This window comes from Vibrio sp. V33_P6A3T137 (assembly GCF_009904835.1).
GTDB classification, from domain to species: Bacteria; Pseudomonadota; Gammaproteobacteria; order Enterobacterales; family Vibrionaceae; genus Vibrio; species Vibrio metschnikovii.
In genome coordinates this window covers 1-18732 of the sequence record NZ_WXWK01000146.1, presented here as the reverse complement: position 1 = coordinate 18732, position 18732 = coordinate 1, and the positions used below count along the sequence as shown (strand labels likewise).

At 46.7% G+C, this 18732-nt stretch carries 19 protein-coding genes; 4 read left to right on the top strand and 15 right to left on the bottom strand.

The genetic code is table 11. The annotated features are described in order from the left end of the window. Positions 1–50: 50 nt before the first annotated feature. Genes CAG60_RS14050 through gspC form a run of 12 tightly spaced genes read right to left on the bottom strand, consistent with a single transcriptional unit; the run spans position 51 to position 11257 of the window. On the bottom strand, positions 51–809 hold the full coding sequence (locus CAG60_RS14050; protein ID WP_161439212.1) for a type II secretion system protein N: 759 nt from the start codon (positions 807–809) through the stop codon (positions 51–53). 1 nt (position 810) lies between these two features. Continuing rightward, positions 811–1305: a type II secretion system protein M gene (locus CAG60_RS14045; protein WP_040903895.1), complete on the bottom strand. Its 495-nt coding sequence runs from the start codon at positions 1303–1305 to the stop codon at positions 811–813. Continuing rightward, positions 1305–2531 (bottom strand): type II secretion system protein GspL, encoded by a 1227-nt coding sequence (gene gspL, locus CAG60_RS14040; RefSeq protein WP_161439211.1) that lies wholly within the window; start codon positions 2529–2531, stop codon positions 1305–1307. Before gspL ends, CAG60_RS14045 begins: the two co-directional genes overlap by 1 nt. Beyond that, complete coding sequence (gene gspK / locus CAG60_RS14035) at positions 2500–3513, bottom strand: type II secretion system minor pseudopilin GspK (protein WP_161439210.1); 1014 nt, start codon at positions 3511–3513, stop codon at positions 2500–2502. The genes gspL and gspK overlap by 32 nt, the downstream gene beginning before the upstream one ends. Continuing rightward, positions 3500–4132, bottom strand: a complete 633-nt coding sequence (gene gspJ, locus CAG60_RS14030; RefSeq protein ID WP_154169901.1) for a type II secretion system minor pseudopilin GspJ — start codon at positions 4130–4132, stop codon at positions 3500–3502. The genes gspK and gspJ overlap by 14 nt, the downstream gene beginning before the upstream one ends. Then, entirely contained in the window at positions 4119–4475 is a 357-nt protein-coding gene (gene gspI / locus CAG60_RS14025) for a type II secretion system minor pseudopilin GspI (protein WP_161439209.1), read from the bottom strand. The genes gspJ and gspI overlap by 14 nt, the downstream gene beginning before the upstream one ends. Beyond that, positions 4468–5043, bottom strand: coding sequence for a type II secretion system minor pseudopilin GspH (gspH, locus tag CAG60_RS14020; protein WP_161439208.1), 576 nt, complete (start codon positions 5041–5043; stop codon positions 4468–4470). Before gspH ends, gspI begins: the two co-directional genes overlap by 8 nt. 52 nt (positions 5044–5095) lie before the next feature. Then, positions 5096–5539, bottom strand: coding sequence for a type II secretion system major pseudopilin GspG (gene gspG / locus CAG60_RS14015; protein WP_040903885.1), 444 nt, complete (start codon positions 5537–5539; stop codon positions 5096–5098). Between the two features lie 35 nt (positions 5540–5574). Continuing rightward, positions 5575–6795, bottom strand: a complete 1221-nt coding sequence (gene gspF / locus CAG60_RS14010; RefSeq protein WP_004394379.1) for a type II secretion system inner membrane protein GspF — start codon at positions 6793–6795, stop codon at positions 5575–5577. Beyond that, positions 6796–8307 carry a type II secretion system ATPase GspE gene (gspE, locus tag CAG60_RS14005; RefSeq protein WP_161439207.1) on the bottom strand — a complete coding sequence of 504 codons (1512 nt, stop codon included), beginning with the start codon at positions 8305–8307 and terminating at the stop codon, positions 6796–6798. It lies immediately after the preceding gene. After that, the gene (gene gspD / locus CAG60_RS14000; protein ID WP_161439206.1) at positions 8307–10337 is read right to left on the bottom strand and encodes a type II secretion system secretin GspD; all 2031 of its coding nucleotides are present in this window, start codon (positions 10335–10337) and stop codon (positions 8307–8309) included. The genes gspE and gspD overlap by 1 nt, the downstream gene beginning before the upstream one ends. A gap of 35 nt (positions 10338–10372) precedes the next feature. Further along, positions 10373–11257 carry a type II secretion system protein GspC gene (gene gspC, locus CAG60_RS13995; protein WP_161439205.1) on the bottom strand — a complete coding sequence of 295 codons (885 nt, stop codon included), beginning with the start codon at positions 11255–11257 and terminating at the stop codon, positions 10373–10375. Positions 11258–11521: 264 nt separating this feature from the next. On the opposite strand from gspC, the gene hslR reads away from it, so the two are divergent. From hslR to CAG60_RS13975, 4 genes are all read left to right on the top strand, one after another. Next, positions 11522–11908 (top strand): ribosome-associated heat shock protein Hsp15, encoded by a 387-nt coding sequence (hslR, locus tag CAG60_RS13990; RefSeq protein WP_154169891.1) that lies wholly within the window; start codon positions 11522–11524, stop codon positions 11906–11908. Between the two features lie 19 nt (positions 11909–11927). Continuing rightward, complete coding sequence (hslO, locus tag CAG60_RS13985) at positions 11928–12818, top strand: Hsp33 family molecular chaperone HslO (protein WP_161439204.1); 891 nt, start codon at positions 11928–11930, stop codon at positions 12816–12818. A 339-nt stretch (positions 12819–13157) separates the two neighbouring features. Continuing rightward, positions 13158–14786: a phosphoenolpyruvate carboxykinase (ATP) gene (pckA, locus tag CAG60_RS13980; RefSeq protein WP_154169888.1), complete on the top strand. Its 1629-nt coding sequence runs from the start codon at positions 13158–13160 to the stop codon at positions 14784–14786. A gap of 105 nt (positions 14787–14891) precedes the next feature. Continuing rightward, on the top strand, positions 14892–16802 hold the full coding sequence (locus tag CAG60_RS13975; protein ID WP_237667793.1) for an AsmA family protein: 1911 nt from the start codon (positions 14892–14894) through the stop codon (positions 16800–16802). A gap of 47 nt (positions 16803–16849) precedes the next feature. Here the strand turns inward: CAG60_RS13975 and CAG60_RS13970 are convergent, their stop codons facing one another. From CAG60_RS13970 to CAG60_RS13960, 3 genes are all read right to left on the bottom strand, one after another. Beyond that, positions 16850–17776, bottom strand: coding sequence for a bifunctional GNAT family N-acetyltransferase/hotdog fold thioesterase (locus CAG60_RS13970; RefSeq protein ID WP_004394369.1), 927 nt, complete (start codon positions 17774–17776; stop codon positions 16850–16852). Positions 17777–17809: 33 nt separating this feature from the next. Next, positions 17810–18244, bottom strand: coding sequence for a D-aminoacyl-tRNA deacylase (dtd, locus tag CAG60_RS13965; protein ID WP_004394368.1), 435 nt, complete (start codon positions 18242–18244; stop codon positions 17810–17812). Continuing rightward, the coding region (locus tag CAG60_RS13960; RefSeq protein WP_161439203.1) for a YihY family inner membrane protein at positions 18216–18732 on the bottom strand (517 nt) is incomplete at its 5' end. The genes CAG60_RS13960 and dtd, both read right to left, overlap by 29 nt.

Sequence of the window (18732 nt, the reverse complement as noted above, 5' to 3'; positions counted from 1 at the left end):
CAACGTGCAGGGCATCCCCTGCACATCCCTCTTAAACCTTCATGACCACTTTACAGACGTCCTTGTTGACTAAACGAGTAACGACCTTGGCTATCTGGACTGGGTAAATAATCTAACTGCTGAGCCAGCGATGCTGGAAATTGTGCGCCCGGCTTAAACCAAGCTTGAGCTGCAAAGCTTCGATCTGCCTGAAGCCGTAACGAAAACTCACTGCTTACTTGCTCCGTCTGTTGACCGCCCGTTATTTCAAACACACTCTGCTGACAAGTAAAATCAGCAACCACCGCTCCTAACGCTAGCTCACCAAGTGGTGAACCAACTTGACCTTGATCCCAAGTCATCACGCCTTGCGCTGTGTCACACCAAGGAGCACGGTAGCGATAATCACGTAAAGTCAGCTCCACTTGTCCTTCAAGGGTCAGAGGAATAGGTAAGGTTAAATAAGGTTGTAGCTGCTTGGCCGGTAAGGAGATCACCAGATGTTCAGCAAAAGGGCCCGACCAACCATAACCAACCACACCACGTCCTTGCCACTGTACATCACTACCCCGTCCGAAACGCACCGCTAGCCGTGCTTGGGCTTTTAACAGCGCCGACCATTGCCACTGCCATTGAACCGCCCCCGCATTCTGTTGTTGCCCACGAACTTGACTCGCGCTGCCATTCCAAATAGTCCCTTTAACACCTTGCAAGACTAACCCTGAGGGTAATGGAAGGTGCTTAATCACGATATGAGCGGGAAGGTGAAGCAGCGCACTAACGAAAGCGACCGAGATAAATAGACTCAAATAGCCAATAATACGCTTCATGTTATCCGACCCGCTTAAACTGTAGACGTCTGACTTCTACCATGCCCGAAACTTTACCGCGTTCGAGATCCATAAACTCAACCTCAATCCCTTGCCGCTCTTTTAAATGAGCCAACCAAGCAACCAACTGGGTAAATGGTACTGGTTGAATCCATACTTGCATACGGTCGCCACGCGGCTGCACTCTGACCAACTCAATATTGAATTGCCCAGTCGATGCGGCGATCACTTGGTTTAACGGTTGAGCAGAGCGCACCACACCGCCTTGCTGACGTAGAGCGCTAATTTGATCGGCCGTATTTTCAACCCATTGTAATAATTGGCGTTCACTTTGAATGCGAGTCTTGGCTTCCTGACTACGTTGATTGAGCGGTGCAATTGCCCCCCAATAGACGAACCCGAGCACCAAACAGAGCACCGCGACCGATAATAAGCGTTGCTCACGCTGACTAATACTTTGCCACCATAGATAAAGTGGAGTTAATTTATCTTTCATTACTCACTCCCTTCCTTAGGTTTCAAAACAAACGATCCCGATACCCGTTGCTCATTACGGCTGAGCTGACCTTGCTCAACCGAAAAGTACTCCGCTAACTTGACTCTCGCTTGTTCAAACGATTGAAAATCACTACTAGTGACATCAAGACGCACTTCACTGCGATTGCCGTCAAAACGTAAACTTTGCACTTGCATATCAGTCACACTACCAATCGTCTCTGGTAATCGGCTGAACCAACTTAAGACATCTTCACCTTGCGCTGAACCAGAGAGCGCCGTTAACTCATCCGTCATCTGTCGCCTCAAATAACTGACGGTTGGAATGCGCTGCTTATCAGGAAAAATCTCTCTAAAAACACGTTCACTTTCATCACGATAGCTTTGCGCGAGCTGCGTATCTTTATGAACTTGTAAACCATAACTGGTCATCAATACCACCAGCAAAAACAGACCAGCGATAACGGCCTTACGCCAAATCAACCAATATTTATTCCAAGAGGATTTGGGCTTAAAAGGCCCAGTCAGTAGATTTATTTTATGAGTAAGTACTTGCTCAGTAAGCAGTACTAATAACGATGGACAAGCCATCGACTGCCACGATTGTTGCTCACTCAAGGGAAGTTCAGGTAAAGGAGTATAAGCCGTAAGAGGTAAATGCTCGGTCTGATTCTTAACCCAGTCCGACGCACAAAACCACGTTAACCAGTCCTTATCAACCGATAATCCGCTATATTCGCCTTTACGTACCAGCCATTGATCACCCATTTGACCAGCGCTTAATCCCTCCTCATGCAGCGGCAAAGCCAACACATCGGGGACCACTCGCTTAACGTCTAGTCCTAACGTTTGTAACTGATCCAGCATGGCCTGTAACCAAGCACGATCAACGCCAGCAACAAAGGCTTGATCGCCTTGTTTACCTAATACGCTAAAATGCAGTTCATCAACATCTTGCGCGATCTCTTCTTCTAAAAGATAGGGAAGCATGGCGGCAAACTGCCGACTGCCTCCTGCAGGGATCGTGACTTGAGTTAACAGTAAGTCGCTGGTTGATAGCAAAACTATCGTTGAACGCTGAACCGCGTGTGGGGTCAGTTGTTCGAGTTGTTGTCCATTGCTTAGTTCACCACTGGCGATCACTTGTTGCTGAGTCGATGACCAAACTAACCAAGGGATAACTGCATTTTGTTGACTACTCAGCCGAACGATCAAGCTTTCGCTCACTGACTCCTCCATAGCGACGGCTAACTACCGTAGCATCCTTTTTATTACTACTGTAAAACAGACTACGAACACGTACTCGGGACGTATCCACCATCACCTGTGCATCCAATTCAAAATAGTGACTATCGACACTTAAATACGCCCGAGCCTCTTCACGACGCGCATTATCGACGGCCGCGATCGCTGGCTCGGCGAGAAAACTCGCCACGCTATCCCAACCATCAAAGGGGCGAGATTCTAACACAGACTTAGCGTTGGCCTCATTTAAATACGGGCTAAACATGGCCACCAATAATGGCGCTTTTTCTGGTGGTAAGGTATTGATATTTAAACGCCAATCTTGAGTCGGTAGTGTACAGACATACGATGACAACTGATGCATTGCTTCGCCACTCACTTGATACACTGCCCGCAATTCACTGGCATCGGCCAATAAACCATTTGGCGGTAAATACGCTGGTGTCATCGATTCATACAAGCTATCTTCTGCACCATTGGAACGATTAACCCGATCATCGGCATCAATAAAATCCCATGTCGCATCAGCAATCGTTTCGGCTTGAAAATTATCAATCTCTACTTCATCCAACAACGCGCGCCATACTCGATAGAGATAAGGTGGCGTTGGTTCGTTGCTGGGCAGCAAACCAGCAAATGCATTAAGATTAAAACAAGCTTGGGCATCAACTAAACTACCCGTTACCACGCCATAATCTAGCGGATAAGTTTGATGTTGTTGAGACCAAGGCTGATTCAAACTGATCACATCACTGTCTTGATAACTCTGTTCAATCGCCGCTTTGGCTAACGCCTCCACCCCCAATGTATACCAATACGCTTGCTGATAGCCCAGTTGGTGATTAGCACGTTGAAACTGACTAAACATACGCTGCGACATCGTCGCAGCAATCGAAACCATCACCGCCAGCAGCAGCAGCACAACGATTAACGCGACACCGCGCTGGGCATTAGGATGCGCCATCGGCCTCTCCTAATGAAGCGCCAGTTAATAAATAGACTCGCTCAATCTCACCATAATCTTTCAGTATTAAGCGCACGCTCACCGCTTCGGGCAACCGACGCTCCGATTCCCATTGCTCTGACCACTCTCCCCGTTGATAAAAGCGCATCGACCAGCTCTCAACCTCGCTCAACACAGGCGCAATGACTGGCTCTTGTGCAACGGGGGTATCAGGATAACGCCACCAGACTCTTTCTAGGACATGATCTTTTAACCGATAACCGACTTTAAGTACTTCACCTCGCGGAAACTGTTGCTGGGGGTTATGCCAACCTAAGCGGGTAAATAACACGCCTTTTTCATCTGAATCGAGCAAATAATCTCGCCACTGGACAAGGAGTCCGGTCGGAGCTTCTCCATTAGTACGAAAAGCGCGTGCCGCCATTTGTCGAAAGTCGGCGTCCATCATCACCATCGCGCGCTGTAGCTCACTCAATCGGGCTTCTCGTTGCGCAGAAACTTGATTACTCAGTTGGACCTGATAAAGCACCTGATAAGCTGCAATACTTAAACTGGCAAAAATCGCTATCGCTACCAAGACTTCGATTAAGGTAAATCCGCGTGCTTTATTTGCTGACATAGCTTCTGACCGTGACCAAAGGTTGGCCTCTTTCTGTGCTGGCAACACTGACATCAAAGGCGGATAACACTGGCGCCGTGGTCGCAATCGGCGCAACGCGCCAGTACCAAGTGCGACCAGCAAGTTCCTCTTTGCCTTCTTTTGCCGCGAGTGAAGCAGGAGTTAACATGACCTTGGCCATCTGATTATCGGCTACCATTGCCGCGAACATTTTATCTTCCAGATAACCAATCGTATTGACGTGCTGAGTCACCGCTCGAATCACACTGATCGCCGCGGTAGCAAAAATCGCTAACGCGACCAAAACTTCCAACAGCGTAAAACCGCGCTTCCTTTTACTCATCACTCTCTCCTGGTGCGAATAGGCGAATATGCCCATTATCTTCGACCACGACTTGCCAAGCTTGTTCGACGCTCTCCTGATGAGGGTAAAGCAATAAACGAAACGGGGTGATTTCACCACTAGAGAGAATAAATACTTGTGGCGCAGGTTCGCTTTGCTGTTCTTTGTATTCAGCAAACCTCTCCTCATCAAACAAAGATCCTGGGGTGAAGAGTCGGTTTTTATCCTGCCAAACGCCGCTACCGAGAACAAAATCGAGATTGAGTGAATCGGCTAAGCTAAGTTGAGCAGCAAAACCAATTTTATCGATCTTTTGCCAGCCTTTCTCGGTCAGCTGTACAAAAGCAAAACGTTTATTGGGCTCATCAATCCGTAAGCCAAAATCAAAACCACTGAGCAGTGCCTCTTCATTGAGTAACTGTAAACGCTGAAACAAGCTCTGCGCAGCCACATTAGCCTGATCATTTTGTCGAGCTGGCAACGTGGCGATCACCGCTACCGCACTGATCGAAATCAGTACCAATACGAGCATGATTTCAAGTAGCGTAAAGCCTCGGGTAAATTTCATTACTGATGACTGCTCAATGGGTTATCGGTAAGCAACAGGAATGTCACGGGATTTATTGAAAATCCTGCAAATTCCAGTTACCAATCACGGCGTTCGAACCTTCGCCACCTTCTTGACCATCCGCCCCTAAAGTAAAGACATCAATCCGACCATGATCGCCAGGGCTTAAATATTGATAATCATTGCCCCAAGGATCTTTCGGTAGACGACGAATGTATCCACCGTCACGATAATTACGCGGTTCAGGATTTGATGGCTTGGTCACCAACGCCTCTAAACCTTGATCCGTCGTTGGGTAAACATTGTTATCCAAGCGATACATATCCAAGGCATTTTCTAAGGCAACAATATCGGTAATGGCTTTTTGTTGATCGGCTTTCTCTTTGTTACCTAATAAGTTAGGCACAACGAAACTGGCCAAAATCCCTAAAATCACCACCACCACCATCACTTCCAGTAAGGTAAAACCTGATTGTTTACTTGCTCTTCTATTCATAGTTACTCCATTTCGATCCAAGCATCGTACACCGATTAACGGCTCATTAAATTATTCATTTCTAAAATCGGCATCAAGGTTGCCATGACAATAAACAGTACCAATCCAGCCATTAACGCAATTAACGCAGGGGTAAAAATCCCCAGTGCGATATTCACCGTCGATTCAAAGTTGGCATCCTGATTATCGGCAGCACGGGTCAACATACTCTCTAATTCACCACTTTGTTCACCACTGGCAATCATGTGCAACATCATGGGCGGGAACAACTTGGTTTGAGATAAGGCTTTACGCAAGCTAGAGCCTTCACGTACGTTATCGGCCGCCAGTAAGACTTGCTGCTTAACGTATTGATTGGTCATCACATCAACCGCCACTCGCATGCCATCGAGGATCGGAATCGCACTGGAAGTACAAATCGATAGCGTGCGCGCAAAACGCGACGTGTTCAGTCCTTTGGCAATTTTGCCAATCATCGGCATAAACAGTAGCTTTTTATGCCAGTACAAACGAACGTTAGGTTTACGCAGTAACCATTTGATAAAGTAAATACTCACTAACACGCTGGCGAGTAAGGTTAATCCCCACTGCTGAACAAAATCACTTGAAGAGAGCAAAAATTGGGTCGATGCAGGCAGCGCCTGTCCCATCTGTACAAATTGACCGACAATTTTCGGCACCACCGCAGCAAGTAGAAAAGCCACGATTCCAACAGCAAACACCACTAAGACAATCGGATACAACAAGGCTTGCATCAACTTAGAACGCATTTTTTGTCGGTTTTCAGCGTAATCCGCTAACCGCTCTAAAATCGCATCCAAATGCCCCGATTTTTCACCCGCAGCGACCATTGAGCGAAACAGATCATCGAAGATATGTGGGTAGTCGGCCAAGCTATCGGCTAACGTATAGCCTTCGGTGACTTTAGCCCGCACTGCAGCCAGCATATTACGGATCCGAGGTTTTTCCGATTGTTCAGACACGGCGCGTAAGCACTCTTCTAACGGCATCCCTGACTGAACCAAAGTCGACAGCTGACGAGTCAACAAAGCCAGATCGGGTGTACTAATGCCGCGAGGTTTGACCCAACTGCTTTGCTGAGCTTTAGCAGCTTTGGCTTGCGTCTCCACCACTTCAATTGGCAGCAAACCTTGCTCTTTTAAGCGTTGACGGACTTGACGAGCATTATCACCTTCGAGAATGCCTTTTTTTTGCCGGCCTTTGGCATCTAATGCTCGATATTCAAACGCTGCCATCTACGACTCCTTGGTCACGCGCAACACCTCTTCAAGTGAAGTGATCCCTTGGCGGACTTTATCCAATCCATCATCGCGAATGCTTGGCGTTTGTTCACGAATCGCTTGTTCAATCGCTTGCTCACCCGCTTCACGGTGGATCAGCGCTTGAACCTTATCATCCACCAACATCAGTTCATGAATCCCCGTTCGTCCGCGGTACCCCTTAAAATTGCATTTCTCACAACCTGCGGCGCGATAAAGGGTTAATGGCTCTTTTTTACTGACCGAAAACAGCTTACGCTGCTCTTTATCCGCCTCGTATGGCTGCTTACAATCTGGGCATAAAGTACGTACCAAACGCTGTGCCAGCACGCCCAACAACGAAGAGGAAATTAAAAAAGGTTCGATACCCATGTCACGTAAACGAGTAATCGCACCAATTGCGGTATTGGTATGCAACGTCGACATCACTAAGTGACCGGTCAAAGAAGCTTGCACCGCTATTTGCGCCGTTTCCAAATCACGAATTTCTCCGACCATCACCACATCCGGATCTTGACGTAAAATCGCCCGCAGACCACGAGCAAAGGTCATATCGACTTTGGGGTTAACTTGCGTCTGGCCAATACCGTCAATATCAAACTCTATCGGGTCTTCTACCGTGAGGATATTCCGTTCACTGCTATTCAGTTCTTGCAGTCCGGCATATAACGTAGTCGATTTTCCCGACCCCGTCGGTCCAGTGACCAATAAAATACCGTGTGGCCGAGCAATTAACTGGCGGAAATTATCGTGATTCGCTTTGGTCATGCCTAAACTGTATAAATCTAACCGTGTAGCATTTTTATCCAACAAACGCATCACGACTCGCTCACCATGTGAAGAAGGCATAGTAGAAACACGCACGTCGACTGCCCGCCCGCCGATACGCAGAGAAATCCGCCCATCTTGAGGAACGCGTTTCTCGGCAATATCCAGTTTAGCCATCACCTTTACCCGTGAAATAAGCAGGGGCGATAATTTACGGCTCGGAGATAGCACTTCACGCAGCACCCCGTCGACTCGGAAGCGAATCGACAGTACTTTCTCAAAGGTTTCAATATGAATATCCGATGCGCCTTCTTTGATTGCCTCACCTAACATGGCATTGATCAATTTAATGATCGGCGCATCATCTTCGGACTCTAATAAATCTTCACTTTGCGGCAGCTCTTCGGCGAGAGAAAAGAAATCATCGCTATCGGCACCAATGTCTTCCATTAACTGACGCGCTTCGGATGAGTCTCGTTGGTAAACCTGAGTGATTTTGGATTCAAATGCCTCAGCACTGATCTCACTCAACGCAAACGGCTGTTTGATTACGCGTTTAATTTCAACCAGAGCAGGGATCGACAGTGGCGCAACGCAATACACCGTGGCATGGTGTTGCGCTTCATCCCACTCTAAAACCAACTTATGGCGCTGAGCAAAACTGAACGGTAAGCGACGAATCCGCTGCAACCCCTGCGTATCAATCACATCCACACTCATTATTTATTATCCATTTGATCAAGAAAAGCTTGCAATTCAGCAGGATGACGACGAGATTCACCATATTTCGGTAATACAGGAATATTGTTATTATCCATTAACTTGAGCCCCTGATCGGCTTTAAATAGCTGCTCAGCTCGAATATAGTTGTACTTGCGCTGAGTGATACCATCCGCGGTCATACCATCACGAATAATGGTTGGCTTAATAAACACCATTAGGTTTTTCTTTTCTACCGTGGTATTGGTCGAACGGAATAGATAACCTAATAATGGAATATCACCAAGGATCGGCACCTTAGATTCGCTCTCTGCGGTACGCTCATCGATCAACCCGCCAAGAACCAGCATTTGTCCATCTTGCACCATCACCGTGGTATTCAACTGACGCTTAGCAAAACGCACATCGACCGCGCCCTGAGCACCAAGCACGTTGGAAACTTCTTGTTCAATCGAGAGCTGAACGGAATCACCTTCGTTAATTTGTGGCACGACTTTCAGTTTGATACCGACTTCTTTGCGCTCTACGGTTTGGAATGGATTATCATTATTCGAACCAGCGGTTGAACCAGTTAATACTGGTACTTCTTCACCAACAATAAACGAGGCTTCACCGTTATCCATTACCGTAATGCTTGGTGATGATAAAATATTGGTGCTTGAGGTGCTCGATACCGCGCTGATCAGCGCCGTCCAGTCGCCCATCATTACTCCAAGCGCGGCACCATTGACTCCTGATAAGGCCGAAGCGAGCGTTGAGTAGTCACCCTTTTTCGTGGTGGTCTCATAATATTTAATTTCACCGGTCTGACTATCTCTAATTGGTTTTTTCTCAGTAGTATCCTTAGCTTGCTCTAAACCAATCATAACTTTGCCCACTTGCGCACCACTATTGCCGTATTGAATTACCGCGCCATCTTTTAATGAGCCCCATTGTACGCCGAGATTAATCCCATCACCTTCGGCCATTTCAACAATCAAAGCTTCGATCAGCACTTGAGCGCGGCGAATATCCAGTTGAGAAATCACGTCCAGCAAAGAGTTCATGATGTCTTGTGGCGCAGTGATCACCAGCGAGTTGGTATCGGTATGCGCGGAAATCATCACGCTGCTACGTGATGAACTTGCACTACGCTGGCCACCTTGTTTTTCGGCCTGAAGATTTTCAGACACATCTTTTAACACGGTAACTAAATCAGCGGCTTTGGCGTATTTCAGATAGACCACGCGGTTATTGCCTCGTGTAGCCATTTCAACATCCAACTGATTAATCAAACGTTTAATCCGCTCGCGCACTTTCGGATCACCCGAAATCAAAATCGAATTGGTACGATCATCGGCAACAAATTTAGGTTGTAAAAACTCAGGTGCATTTTGAGTATTGTTAGCACGGCTCAGCGCTTCGACGATCCGCACCATTTCAGAAGCAGAAGCATTGCGCAGCTCGACCACTTCAATGTCAGTATCGCCAGCCTGATCAACGCGATGAATAATATTGGCTAAGCGATTGACCACCGCAGCATGGCCCGTAATCAAAATGATATTCGCCGGATCATAGTGCACTACGTTGCCCGCGCCAGCGTTATCAATCAACTGACGCAATAGCGGAGATAGCTCACGAACGGAAACATTCTTCACGGTCACCACTTGAGTGACGACACTGTCACCAAAAGCACGATCATCATTGCCCAGTACCGGAATAGCCGAGGTTTTAGCATCTTTAGAGCGAATCACCTTCAGTACACCGTTATCCATCTCCACCACGGCAAATCCATACACTTCAAGGACATTCAAAAAGAAGCTGTAGTACTGCTCTTCATTGAGGGTGTCGTAGCTGCGTACATCAATTTTTCCGCGTACCGAAGGATCGACGATGATGGTTTTTTCAAGATTTCGTCCAACGATAGTAATAAACTCTTGAATATCGGTGCCTTTGAAACTGACACTGAAGGTTTGATTCGCCTGTGCTAATGGCGCTGCAATTAGGCTTGCCACTAAAAGCCAGCTACTTTTCTTAAGCCAATGCTTCACACAATACTCCCTTAATGATTACCGCCAATTGGCTGTTAAAACTGAATATAAATATCATGCTGTTGTCCATCCCGCTCTACTGTCAGATTCAGCTCAGTCAGATCAGAAATGGACTCAAACACTTGCGTCATTGCACTCGGGTCGGTTAAATCGAGCCCATTCAGCTGCACCGCGATGTCCCCATTTTGTAAACCAACGGCTTCAAAAAGCGCAGGATCTCGCCCCGCACTAACGCGATAACCTACAATGCGATCATCTTGTTTGACTTGCGACAAGCTCACGTACTGAAACACCTCACGGGGATTTTGACTGATCGCCGAACGAATAGCTGCCAGCTTGTCTTCTACCACCGCTTGTGCGGCAGGCGCTGCGCGCTGAGCGACATTGTTGGCGCTCGGCTTACCATAATCGAGCCCTTCTAGCATTAGCGTTTCATCCCGACCAGCATTATCAATAATAACTCGGTCAGCCATTACCGCCTTTAACGTCACGCGGGTGCCTTCTATTTGTTCATTCAATCCGTAAGTGGCTTGCTGGCCTCGGTTAGCAATAACCGCCAAACTGCGCTCAAGCTCATTACTGGCAACGACACCAACTAAGGTTAAATTAAGACGCGTGGGCGGCGCATCGACTTGAACGGGAGCCACGACAACAGGAGCCGCTTGAGGATTATAAACGCCAAACAGATGACTATTTTGCAACGGACGAATATCCGTTCTCGCCGTCGCCACTTGGTTGCTGATTGGTTTCGCCACCCAAGGTACAATCGAGCTATCTTGCTTTGGTAACAACCACACCAGTTGGCCAAGGATCCAAGCGGAAAAGACAAGGCAAGTTAAAGTGAGAATGAGACTCAACGGATTCTGCCAACGAAGAACCTGCGCCATGCGCTCGCTAAAAGTCTGTTGATTAAATTCCATTGATTATTTCAATCCTTGCTGATTCATCATCCAAAGCGTTCACTAGTTATTGAGTCAGTTAATATACATCAGCTCGATAATCGGTGCGACTGACGACGTTATTTTATGATGATTATTTACCGCTTCGCTTGAAAATCTGGGAGCTTGTCTCCATAGTTTGTTGATAAATCCACTCCGAAAGCAGTGCTATCTTTACAAGATAAACACTAAAGGCGTAGTGCGAAACCGCAGACAGCGTGACTACCTTAGAGGCCACCAATAATCATGAGTTCCCCTGAACAAGCAGTTCGCTTGGATAAATGGCTTTGGGCCGCTCGATTTTATAAAACACGCGCATTAGCCCGAGAGATGGTTGAAGGGGGCAAAGTTCACTATAATGGTCAGCGGAGTAAACCCAGTAAAGCGGTTGAAATCGGTGCGATGATTACCTTACGTCAAGGTAATGAAGAAAAAACCGTTGTCATTGAACAGATTGCTCAGCAACGACGTGGCGCGGCCGAAGCACAGGCTTTGTATAGCGAAACTGCAGAGAGTATCGTCAAACGAGAACGCCAAGCGTTGCTTCGTAAGCTCAATGCTCACAACCCAAGTCCAGAGCGGCGTCCAGATAAGAAACAGCGCCGTGATCTTCTCAAATTCAAACATCAATAAATTAGTCGGATCATTCACTATGACAACACAAGTAACCCCCAACAATCTATTACATCGCTATCTGTTTGAAGACTTATCGGTGCGTGGTGAATTGGTACAACTCAATGATGTTTACCAACGAATAATCACCAGTAAAGATTACCCCGTACCAATTCAACACTTACTCGGTGAGCTATTGGTCGCCACCAGCTTACTAACGGCGACGTTAAAGTTTGAAGGGTCGATCACCATGCAACTGCAAGGTGATGGTCCCGTTTCGTTAGTCGTGATCAATGGCGATAATCAACAAAAGATGCGCGGTGTCGCTCGCTGGGATGGGCACATTGCCCCGGATGCCACTCTGCATCAATTAGTCGGTAACGGTTATTTAGTCATCACGATTGAACCTAAAAAAGGTGAGCGTTACCAAGGTGTCGTCGGGCTTGAAGGAGATAACCTAGCACAAGTGCTCGAAGGTTATTTCTTGCGCTCAGAGCAATTAAAAACACGCTTATGGATCCGCACCGGTGAACACGATGGCAAACCTCATGCCGCAGGCATGTTGTTACAAGTGATGCCTGATGGTACGGGTTCTGAAGAGGACTTTGAGCATCTAGAACAGTTGACGAATACTGTTAAAGATAGTGAGTTATTTGGTCTAGAAGCGACGGAGCTTCTCTATCGCCTTTATAACCAAGAAAAGGTGCAACTCTTTACACCACAAATCGTTGAGTTTGTTTGTGGCTGCTCTCGAGAACGCAGCGCCGCCGCGATCATCACTATCGCCCAAGACGAAGTAAACAGTATTCTATCCGAAGAGGGTCAAGTCTCCTTGCACTGTGATTATTGTGGAACGACTTACTCTTTTGATAGCGCTCAAGTCAGTGAACTCTTTGCTCAGAGCGCCCCCAACAATCCAACGGTGCATTAATTTTCATCGCTCAACAAGCACGATAAAATCACCTTACAGCCAGCATTTTGCTGGCTTTTTTTGTGCGTAAACCGCCTATAAATCAAGTAAAAACCATACCGTACAGCGTACTTATTTTCTTTTGAATATTAATCATTTACGCTAGCGCAAAGGTTTGCGTACACGATAGAATAGGTAATGCCAGTATCTGTGACGGGTTGCTTATAATCTTCGAAAAGGCATGGGTAATATTTGACCTAGCTCCCTGTTTTTTCGGTACCCCGTTGTTAGCATGGTAAACAGATAACAATTACAAAAAGTTACATAAAATCCCTACAAAATCCTTATAAGGAGCACCTAATGACCGTTATGGAACATACCAAGGCTGCACAATTAGATCTTACCCAATATGGAATTACCAACGCGACAGAAGTGATCCGTAACCCCAGTTACGAGCTGTTGTTCGCGGAAGAAACTCGCTCAGATTTGACTGGCTATGAAAAAGGCATCGTGACAGAGCTGGGAGCCGTCGCTGTTGATACGGGTATTTTCACTGGCCGATCACCAAAAGATAAATTTATTGTCAATGACGATACTACCCGCGATACCTTATGGTGGACTTCAGAGCACGCCAAAAATGATAACAAACCGATCAATCAAGCGGTTTGGAATGACCTAAAATCTCTTGTTACTAAACAGCTATCAGGCAAACGTCTATTCGTTATTGACGGCTATTGTGGTGCTAACCCAGATACTCGCCTTAATATTCGCGTGATTACTGAAGTTGCTTGGCAAGCTCACTTCGTGAAAAATATGTTTATTCGCCCAAGTGAAGAAGAGTTAGCGACCTTTAAAGCTGACTTTGTGGTGATGAACGGCGCGAAATGCACCAATGATAAATGGCAACAACAGGGATTAAATTCAGAAAACTTTACCGTATTTAATCTCACCGAGAAAATGCAGCTGATCGGCGGCACTTGGTACGGCGGTGAGATGAAGAAAGGTATGTTCGCGATGATGAACTACTTCCTTCCATTACAAGGTATCGCCTCAATGCACTGCTCAGCCAATATGGGTAAAGACGGCGATGTGGCGATTTTCTTCGGTCTATCCGGAACTGGCAAAACCACGCTCTCTACCGATCCGAAACGTGCTTTGATCGGTGATGATGAACATGGCTGGGATGATGACGGCGTGTTTAACTTTGAAGGTGGCTGCTACGCTAAAACTATTAAACTGTCCAAAGAAGCCGAACCCGACATTTATAATGCGATTCGTCGTGATGCATTACTAGAAAACGTCACTGTACGTGGTGATGGCTCGATCGATTTTGATGATGGGTCTAAGACTGAAAATACCCGTGTCTCTTACCCCATTTACCATATAGAAAATATTGTTAAGCCGGTCTCTAAAGGTGGTCATGCCAATAAAGTGATCTTCCTTTCCGCCGATGCTTTTGGCGTACTGCCTCCAGTATCGAAACTGACCCCTGAGCAAACCAAGTATCACTTCCTATCTGGGTTTACCGCTAAACTAGCGGGTACCGAACGTGGGATAACCGAACCAACCCCTACTTTCTCGGCGTGTTTTGGTGCAGCTTTCCTAACCTTACACCCAACTCAGTACGCCGAAGTACTCGTTAAACGTATGGAACAAGCTGGCGCAGAAGCCTATCTGGTCAATACTGGTTGGAACGGTTCTGGTAAACGTATCTCAATTAAAGATACTCGTGCAATCATTGATGCGATTCTGGATGGTTCGATTGAGCAAGCACAAACCAAATCGATTCCCATCTTTAATCTAGAAATCCCGACCGCTTTACCTGGGGTTGATCCTGCGATTTTGGACCCTCGTGACACTTACGTCGATCCATTACAGTGGGAAAGCAAAGCCAAAGATCTTGCGGCTCGCTTTATCAACAACTTTGCTAAGTATACAGACAACGCGGAAGGCAAAGCATTAGTGAGCGCAGGCCCACAGCTTGATTAAGCGATTATAACTAGACTAGCCCCTCGCAATGAGGGGCTATTTTTGGCTTGAACCGCTACGCAAGATACGCCAAGCTATGCATTCGCATAATGACAGTATGAGAGAATGATGAAAAAACTGCTGACCCTGGGTATCGCGAGTCTTCTTGTCATGACCAGTGGTGTATTATTGCTCTTCGCCCTAGTGCATACTCGCTACCTGACCCCTTGCGCACAATGGTTCGTTAATCAGCTATGGCCACAAACCGTCACTTTCCATCAACTCGAGTATACTTATCCACTGCACTTTCGTTTCATCAATCCAACGCTTTATCTCTCATCCAACCCTTTTCACGCCCAACAAGTAGATATTTGGCTCAACCCCCGTTTACGAAAACAGGGGCAGTGGCAAATTGATAGCCTATTAATCGATGGAGCAAATCTCTCTTCTGGACTACCGAGTTATCAATGGCCTAAGCAGTGGGCACTGCATCAGTTAGCGATACGCAATATTGATTATGTACATCATGATTGGATCATCCGCGGCCTAAGTGGTCAAATAGAGCAACCGCAATGGCCAGCAACGACTAACTCATTACCTTACGGTAAACTGCAGTTATCTGCGGAACAGGTTTATTGGCAAGGTGAAGCGTTAAGTCAATTATTGATTGATGCCGATCATCGAGCGCAACAGAGCACCATTTACGGCTTTTCCTTTGCTTGGCGACAGGCGCTTTTTTCTGGCCAAGCGGAACAGTATCCACAAGGTTGGTCATTAGTGAATGCCACCATCAATCGCTTAAATATCACCCCAAACTCACCATTACCTCCGCTGGCTTGGCGACAACTTATTGAAAAGCATCTATTTCATATTAATAGCTTAGATGTTCTTAATAGCGATATTCAGCAAGGTGACGTCACCTTGAATAACGTGAGTTTTTCTCTCGAGAATCTATTACTTACCCCATCTTGGTGGCAGCAAGAAAATGGCTATCTCTCCCTTAATGCCGATAGTCTGCTCTGGCAAAATCAGCAATGGAACGAACCCACGTTTAAACTGGAATTGACTCCCCAAAAAATCACAATCACTGAATTTACTGCCGACTGGCTTGATGGGCATGTTCAATTTAATGGTTTTGTTACCCCAGATGAGCTCTATCTACATCGACTGGCCATCAGCCGAAGTCGCTGGATTCAAGAGCAAATTGGTCAGTTTTCATTACCCAGTCATGCCCTCTCTGCCTTAAAAAACTTACACATTGAACAGTTGAACTTAAATAACTTACAACTGATTCAGTTAGCTGACTCCCCCCATTGGCAACTCTCTGGATTCAACGCTGCTGGGCAAGGGCTGGAATTGAAGCGTCATGGACGATGGGGATTATGGAACGGGCAACTGACTTTAAGTGCTAATAATGCCAGTATTGAACAAACACTAACCTCACAAGCGATTATCGAGGTCAGTAGCCACAATGGCCTTGGGCATATCACTCGAGCTTTTTTCCCTCTCGAACAAGGGTATCTTGATGCGACAGCAAATTGGGATGCCACGACAGCCAGTGCGCCTTGGCAACTCCAATTGCATGCCGATGGCCTACCACTGCAGCTTTTTAACCATTGGGTTCCACTGCCATTAAACGTCGATGCTTTAGCTGAGTTTACTGTTACCGCACAAGGGCTAGCTGGTGATTACCCGATGTTCAGCCACTCCTTAACAGGGCAACTTAATGGCTACTTGCGTCAAGGAACCTTTACTTATCAACATCATGATACGCTGGTGGTTCAACCTTTTGAATCAGATGCCATTCAGCTAACGGCTGACCGAGGACGACTACAACTCCCACCAATCACTCTATCTGGCCCTAAACTGAATGCCAAACTTGACGGAAAGATGGATTTATTAACCCCCGATCAAGCAATGCTAGAACTGCATCTGTGGCAAGATTGCACTGAGCATCACTTCGATCTATTACGAGATCAACAGGCGACACAAGTTAACGCGCTATGCCGATCAACGGAGAATCCATCGACAAGATAACTGATCTCACTGATATGGATAGATCACCATGCTTAAGCGAGGAATGATTAAGCTCGAGCGTTATCAATGATCGTCAAATAATCGGGGATGAGCATATAGGTACCAATAAATTCTACCGCATCTTTAGTACCACTACTGATATCCACTTTGACCACAATACGTGCTTTTCTCCCTGAAGCCAGGCGATCAAGATCACCGCTGATCCCATCTAATGAGGTCGATGCAACGGGATTATGCACCACTGGATGCCGATAACGAATGCGGCTATCAACCAACACAATGTCCCCTTGCAGATTACGCTCACGCATTAATAACCAAGCCATTCCCCACCCCGTCAGAGTGGCCAAAGTGAACGCCGAACCAGCGAATAACGTATTGTGAGGATTTAAATTAGGGTTAAGCTGCGCACTGCATTGAAACTGATACCCGGTATACTGTTGGACTTTAATACCCATCTTGTCACTGATCGGAATATGCGTCGCCCAGCGTTCTTGTAACTCTGTACACCACTCAGGTTTACGCAATACATCGGCCATCGGGTCTAGCGGTTTAACCATTTGCTGATGACGCACCGGGCCTCGCTCATCCGTTAAGGGCCCTCGTCGCTCAAAGCCATTTTGTGCATAAAAAGCAATCGCATCTTCGCGAGCATTACACACTAAACGCTTCGCTCCTTCCTGACGAGCTAAAGACTCAAGTGCCACTAACAACAAGGATCCCATCCCTTTGTTACGCGCACTAGACTTCACCGCCATGTAGCGAATTTGCCCTTCACTGTCAGGAGTGATATAGACCCGACCAATCGCAATCGGTCGTCCTCGTCCATCGACAATCATTCGATGATGACTCATGGGATCGTATTCATCACGCTCCGAACCTAAGGGCATTCGCCACGGCTCACGTAGCATCTGCCAACGAAAATGGTAATACTTGTTGAGCTGGTTTTCCGTCTTGGGAGTGATAAGCTTAAACATTGATTCCCTTCCTAAAGCGCTATTTCGCTCAGATTAAGCCTGTAACCAAAAAGTCACTGGACCATCGTTAATAAGTGAGACTTGCATATCCTTCGCAAAACGTCCTCGCTGCGTCGGTAAAATGGTCGCACATAGATCTGAAAAATAATCGTACAGGCGTTCCGCTTCTTGTGGTGCAGCCCCACGTGAGAAACCAGCTCGGGTGCCTTTTTTGGTATCAGCAGGCAGCGTAAACTGTGAAACGACCAAAACACTACCACCAACATCTTGCACGCTCAGGTTCATTTTACCGGCTTCATCTTCAAAAACGCGATACTGCGTGACCCGCTCAACCAAACGCTTCGCCTTAGCCTCATCATCATCACGCTCGACTCCCAGTAACACCAATAAACCGCGCTCAATTTGTCCGACGACGTCACCATCGACGCGAACCGCAGCTTCACTCACCCGTTGAATTAAAGCGATCACTTGGATCTCCTTGTGGTTTCTCTGCTAATTTATCTAATCGAGTGGTTGAGTCTACCACGTTAGGCTCGCGCTTCCATTGCTCACTTTCACCTAAAGCGGCAGTAAACTCAGCACCAATCAGTACAATCAACCAACATAAATATACCCAGACGAATAAAATCGGTATCGCTGCGAGTGCGCCATAAATCAATTGATAAGACGGAAATTGGGTAATATAAGCGGCAAAGGCTTTTTTGCTTAACTCAAACAACAAAGCGGCAACAAATGCTCCGGATAGAGCGTGAACGAGGCGAACTTTTTTATTGGGAACCAAAACATACAAACCCACAAAAGCAAAAAAGGACAATAAAAAAGGCAATCGGCTTAAAAACAATCGAAAAACACCGCTAAACGCTTCACTTTCCACCAATTTCAAAGACGTTACATAGGAGGTCACCGCAATGCTCGTGCCGACAAGAATCGGCCCCAAGGTCAAAATCATCCAATAC